Source organism: Corallococcus sp. CA041A (assembly GCF_003612075.1).
Taxonomy (GTDB): domain Bacteria; phylum Myxococcota; class Myxococcia; order Myxococcales; family Myxococcaceae; genus Corallococcus; species Corallococcus exiguus.
Map to the genome: position 1 here is coordinate 1 of NZ_RAWF01000396.1, position 5682 is coordinate 5682.

Consider the following 5682-nt stretch of genomic DNA (forward strand, 5'->3'; position numbering starts at 1 on the left):
ACCTCAAGAGCAGCGCTGAAAAGCGCAGCGAGAGGGAAGTGCCGACGAATCAGCGAGCCGAGACTCCTTAGCCGGGTCTCGGGGAACGCCGGTTCAAGCAAACCAAGAATACAATTGGAGAGTTTGATCCTGGCTCAGAACGAACGCTGGCGGCGTGCCTAACACATGCAAGTCGAGCGCGAATAGGGGCAACCCTTAGTAGAGCGGCGCACGGGTGCGTAACACGTGGATAATCTGCCTGGATGCCTGGGATAACCAGTCGAAAGATTGGCTAATACCGGATAAGCCCACGGTTTCTTCGGAGACTGAGGGAAAAGGTGGCCTCTGTATACAAGCTATCACAACCAGATGAGTCCGCGGCCCATCAGCTAGTTGGCGGGGTAATGGCCCACCAAGGCAACGACGGGTAGCTGGTCTGAGAGGACGATCAGCCACACTGGAACTGAGACACGGTCCAGACTCCTACGGGAGGCAGCAGTGGGGAATTTTGCGCAATGGGCGAAAGCCTGACGCAGCAACGCCGCGTGTGTGATGAAGGTCTTTGGATTGTAAAGCACTTTCGACCGGGACGAAACCGTAAAGCCTAATACGCTTTGCCTTGACGGTACCGGGAGAAGAAGCACCGGCTAACTCTGTGCCAGCAGCCGCGGTAATACAGAGGGTGCAAGCGTTGTTCGGAATTATTGGGCGTAAAGCGCGTGTAGGCGGCTTTGCAAGTCGGGTGTGAAAGCCCTCAGCTCAACTGAGGAAGTGCGCCCGAAACTGCAGAGCTTGAGTGCCGGAGAGGGTGGCGGAATTCCCCAAGTAGAGGTGAAATTCGTAGATATGGGGAGGAACACCGGTGGCGAAGGCGGCCACCTGGACGGTAACTGACGCTGAGACGCGAAAGCGTGGGTAGCAAACAGGATTAGATACCCTGGTAGTCCACGCCGTAAACGATGAGAACTAGGTGTCGTGGGAGTTGACCCCCGCGGTGCCGTAGCTAACGCATTAAGTTCTCCGCCTGGGAAGTACGGTCGCAAGACTAAAACTCAAAGGAATTGACGGGGGCCCGCACAAGCGGTGGAGCATGTGGTTTAATTCGACGCAACGCGCAGAACCTTACCTGGTCTTGACATCCTCGGAATCCTTCAGAGATGAGGGAGTGCCCGCAAGGGAACCGAGAGACAGGTGCTGCATGGCTGTCGTCAGCTCGTGTCGTGAGATGTTGGGTTAAGTCCCGCAACGAGCGCAACCCTCGCCTTTAGTTGCCACGCAAGTGGATCTCTAGAGGGACTGCCGGTGTTAAACCGGAGGAAGGTGGGGATGACGTCAAGTCCTCATGGCCTTTATGACCAGGGCTACACACGTGCTACAATGGCCGGTACAGAGCGCTGCAAACCCGCGAGGGGGAGCTAATCGCAGAAAACCGGTCTCAGTTCAGATTGGAGTCTGCAACTCGACTCCATGAAGGCGGAATCGCTAGTAATCGCAGATCAGCACGCTGCGGTGAATACGTTCCCGGGCCTTGTACACACCGCCCGTCACACCATGGGAGTCGATTGCTCCAGAAGTCATCTCACCAAGAGATGCCCAAGGAGTGCTCGGTAACTGGGGTGAAGTCGTAACAAGGTAGCCGTAGGGGAACCTGCGGCTGGATCACCTCCTTTCTAAGGAGACCGGGTGTTGGACTCAGCCTTCGGGCGAGTAGGCAACACCAGCAGCCTTCGGGCTGTCAGGTCATCTCTAGGTCAATGTTTCCGATTAACAATCCATTATGAACTTCGGGCTTGCTGTTTGGTTTTGAAGGACCGAGTGAAGTTGACTCGGCTCTTTGAGAATGAAGGACGCTGTAGGGTTCGCCGACGCTTTAGCCCCCCTGGGCCTATAGCTCAGCTGGCTAGAGCGCGCGCCTGATAAGCGCGAGGTCGGTGGTTCAAGTCCACCTAGGCCCACCACTCTTCTCCCTCACTGGAGGGAAGCAAAAGGGTGACTGGTGCTGACGCGAGAGTCGGGGCTGTAGCTCAGCTGGGAGAGCGCCAGCTTTGCAAGCTGGATGTCGTCGGTTCGAACCCGATCAGCTCCACAAGTTTCCTGGAAGTCGCAGGGACGTTCTTTGACAAGTGCATACGAAGGGTAAGTTGCAATTTCTGCTGAGTGAAGTTCTCAACAGAAGTGCCGACTTCGAAATGAGTCTCACCAGGCGCCGCGAGGCAGCCGGGTGGGGCAAAAGCGAAGTCTCCCACACAAGAAGAAGAAGCAATGAGAACAGCAATAAAGAATGTCTTCCGGGCCTGCTAGCGAAGAGCAGAGGTCTGGGCCTTGGTCTCCGAGTTTCGAAAATCCGCCGGGAGGCGGGCATTAGACAAGAGATTAGGGCAAGTAAGCTACTAAGGGCGTGCGGTGGATGCCTAGGTGCCAAGAGGCGATGAAGGACGTGGGTGGCTGCGAAAAGCTTCGGGGAGTTGCCAACCAAACGTTGATCCGGAGATGTCCGAATGGGGAAACCCAGCGCGGCGAATAGCTGCGTTACTGCAAGCTGAATTCATAGGTTTGCAGAGCAAACCAGGGGAAGTGAAACATCTCAGTACCCTGAGGAAGAGAAAACAATGAGTGATTCCCAAAGTAGTGGCGAGCGAAATGGGAAGAGGCCAAACCAACGTCATGCAAATGGCGGTGGGGTAGCGGGTCCGCGGTAGGACTCTGGAGGGCTAGTGGAAGCGTCCTGGAAAGACGCACCAAAGAGCGTGATAGTCGCGTACACGAAAGCCAACTGGAGCTGAGCGGGTTACCCAAGTAAGACGGGACACGTGCAATCCTGTCTGAATCTGCCGGGACCATCCGGTAAGCCTAAATACTCCTTGGCGACCGATAGTGAACAAGTACCGCGAGGGAAAGGTGAAAAGAACCCCGGTGAGGGGAGTCAAAAGAACCTGAAACCGCATGTCTACAAGCAGTTCGAGCACTACGGCGCAAGCCAGTGCGAGAGCGTACCTTTTGCATCATGATTCGGCGACTTAATATACGTAGCGAGGCTAAGCCGATAGGTGGAGCCGGAGCGAAAGCGAGTCCGAATAGGGCGCTAAGTTGCGTGTATTATAACCCGAAGCGGGGTGATCTACACATGGCCAGGTTGAAGTGCGGGTAACACCGCATGGAGGACCGAACTCATGAAAGTTGAAAATTTCTGGGATGAGCTGTGTGTAGGGGTGAAAGGCCAATCAAACTCCGTGATAGCTGGTTCTCCCCGAAAGATATTTAGGTATCGGCTCGGGCAATTCAATGCCGGAGGTAGAGCACTGAAACGGCTAGGGGTCTCACCAGATTACCAAACCGTATCAAACTCCGAATGCCGGCAATTGTTATCCCGGGACGCAGTCAGTGGGTGATAACGTCCATTGGCAAGAGGGGAATAACCCAGACCGACAGCTAAGGCCCCCAAATCTAGTCTAAGTGAACACTAGAAAGGATGTGGCAGGTCATTGACAACCAGGAGGTTGGCTTAGAAGCAGCCATCCTTTAAAGAAAGCGTAATAGCTCACTGGTCAAGACAGGCCGCGCCGAAAATGTAACGGGGCTCAAGACTAGTGCCGAAGCTTCGGGTCATGCGCGTCAGGCGCGTATGGCGGTAGGGGAGCGTCCCAGTTGCAGCGAAGGTGGACTGAAAAGGCCGCTGGAGCGACTGGGAGTGCTGATGCCGAAATGAGTAGCGATAAAGGGGGTGAGAAACCCCCTCGCCGTAAACCCAAGGTTTCCTGGGTCAAGTTAATCTTCCCAGGGTTAGCCGGGTCCTAAGCCGAGGCCGAAAGGCGTAGGTGATGGCAAGCAGGTTAATATTCCTGCGCCATCTTGCAGACGTTGAACTGAGGGAGGACGGAGAAAGCTAGGCGAGCTGACCGGTGGTTGTGTCAGTCTAAAGGCGTAGGGGTGTCGCGTACGAATAAAGGCGCGGCAGTCATCCCCGAGACCCCATGGCGCCCCGCAAGGGGTAAGTCGCTGATGCTCGGCTTCCAAGAAAAGTCCCGCAGGGAGTCTGCAGGGTGTCCGTACCGCAAACCGACACAGGTGGGTGAGGAGAAAATCCTAAGGCGCTTGAGAGAACTCTCCTCCAAGGAACTAGGCAAATTTCCACCGTAACTTCGGAAGAAGGTGGGCCTCTGGTAGGTGTAGGCGTACAGCCGAAGCCGAGAGAGGTTGCAGAGAAATGGCGGTAGCGACTGTTTACCAAAAACACAGGACTCTGCGAAGGCGACAAGCCGACGTATAGGGTCTGACTCCTGCCCGGTGCTGGAAGGTTAAGGGGATTCGTCAGCCGCAAGGCGAAGCGATGATCCGAAGCCCCAGTAAACGGCGGCCGTAACTATAACGGTCCTAAGGTAGCGAAATTCCTTGTCGGGTAAGTTCCGACCTGCACGAATGGAGTAACGACTTCCGCACTGTCTCGGAGAGGGACTCAGCGAAATTGAAATAGCTGTGCCGATGCAGTTTACCCGCAGCAAGACGGAAAGACCCCGTGAACCTTTACTACAACTTGACAGTGACACTAGGGATTGGCTGTGTAGGATAGGTGGGAGCCTTTGAAGCCGGGCCGCTAGGTTCGGTGGAGGCAACGGTGAAATACCACCCTGCTGATTTCTGGTGTCTAACCACGTCTCGTAAGCCGGGACTGGGACACTGTCTGGTGGGTAGTTTGACTGGGGCGGTCGCCTCCCAAAAAGTAACGGAGGCGCGCGATGGTTCCCTCAGCCCGATTGGAAACCGGGCGTCGAGTGCAATGGCATAAGGGAGCTTGACTGCGAGACCGACAGGTCGAGCAGGTGCGAAAGCAGGTCATAGTGATCCGGTGGTCCTGAATGGAAGGGCCATCGCTCAACGGATAAAAGGTACTCCGGGGATAACAGGCTTATCTCCCCCAAGAGTTCACATCGACGGGGAGGTTTGGCACCTCGATGTCGGCTCATCGCATCCTGGGGCTGGAGCAGGTCCCAAGGGTTTGGCTGTTCGCCAATTAAAGCGGTACGCGAGCTGGGTTCAAAACGTCGTGAGACAGTTTGGTCCCTATCTGCTGTGGGCGTAGGATACTTGAGAGGCTCTGACCTTAGTACGAGAGGACCGGGTTGGAGGCACCGCTGGTGTACCAGTTGTCTCGCCAGAGGCATCGCTGGGTAGCCATGTGCCGATTGGATAACCGCTGAAAGCATCTAAGCGGGAAACCGACCTCAAGACCAGGTATCCCGGGCGCAAGCCCCTGAAGACTCGTGGAAGACTACCACGTTGATAGGCTGGGTGTGTAAGCGCGGTAACGCGTTAAGCTAACCAGTACTAATAAGTCGAGAGGCTTACTTCCCCCATTCTCTTGCATGCCCCCTCAAGGGGAGTAAGGGACTCGGGGCCAAGGCCGAGGCCAGGACGCCACTAGCGCGTCCGCCCGGAAGGCAGCTGTTTCAATTGCTTCTTCGACTTCTCGAAGAGGCTTCACTCAAGCAGAAGCTTGCAACTTACCCTTCGTATGCACCGTCATTCGTTTTTCCGGTGGCAATGTCGGAGGGGTCACACCCGTTCCCATCCCGAACACGGAAGTTAAGCCCTCCAGAGCCGATGGTACTCCGCGGGAAACCGCGTGGGAGAGTAGGTCGCTGCCGGATTCTTTTTGAAAGCCCCTGGTGCCGCAAGGCGCCAGGGGCTTTGTCTTTGCGGGCTTGT

At 55.8% G+C, this 5682-nt stretch carries 2 tRNA genes and 3 rRNA genes; all 5 read left to right on the forward strand.

The annotated features are described in order from the left end of the window. Positions 1–111 precede the first annotated feature (111 nt). The 5 genes from D7V77_RS39520 (at position 112) to rrf (ending at position 5624) form a co-directional block, all read left to right on the forward strand. Positions 112–1649, forward strand: a 16S ribosomal RNA gene (locus D7V77_RS39520). A 211-nt stretch (positions 1650–1860) separates the two neighbouring features. Next, positions 1861–1937: transfer RNA gene (locus D7V77_RS39525), tRNA-Ile, on the forward strand. 55 nt (positions 1938–1992) lie between these two features. Beyond that, positions 1993–2065 (forward strand) — tRNA-Ala (locus D7V77_RS39530). Between the two features lie 294 nt (positions 2066–2359). Beyond that, a 23S ribosomal RNA gene (locus D7V77_RS39535) occupies positions 2360–5326 on the forward strand. A gap of 181 nt (positions 5327–5507) precedes the next feature. Beyond that, positions 5508–5624, forward strand: a 5S ribosomal RNA gene (gene rrf, locus D7V77_RS39540). The 16S, 23S and 5S rRNA genes sit together here with 2 tRNA genes alongside, the layout of an rRNA operon. The last annotated feature ends 58 nt before the right edge of the window (positions 5625–5682 follow it).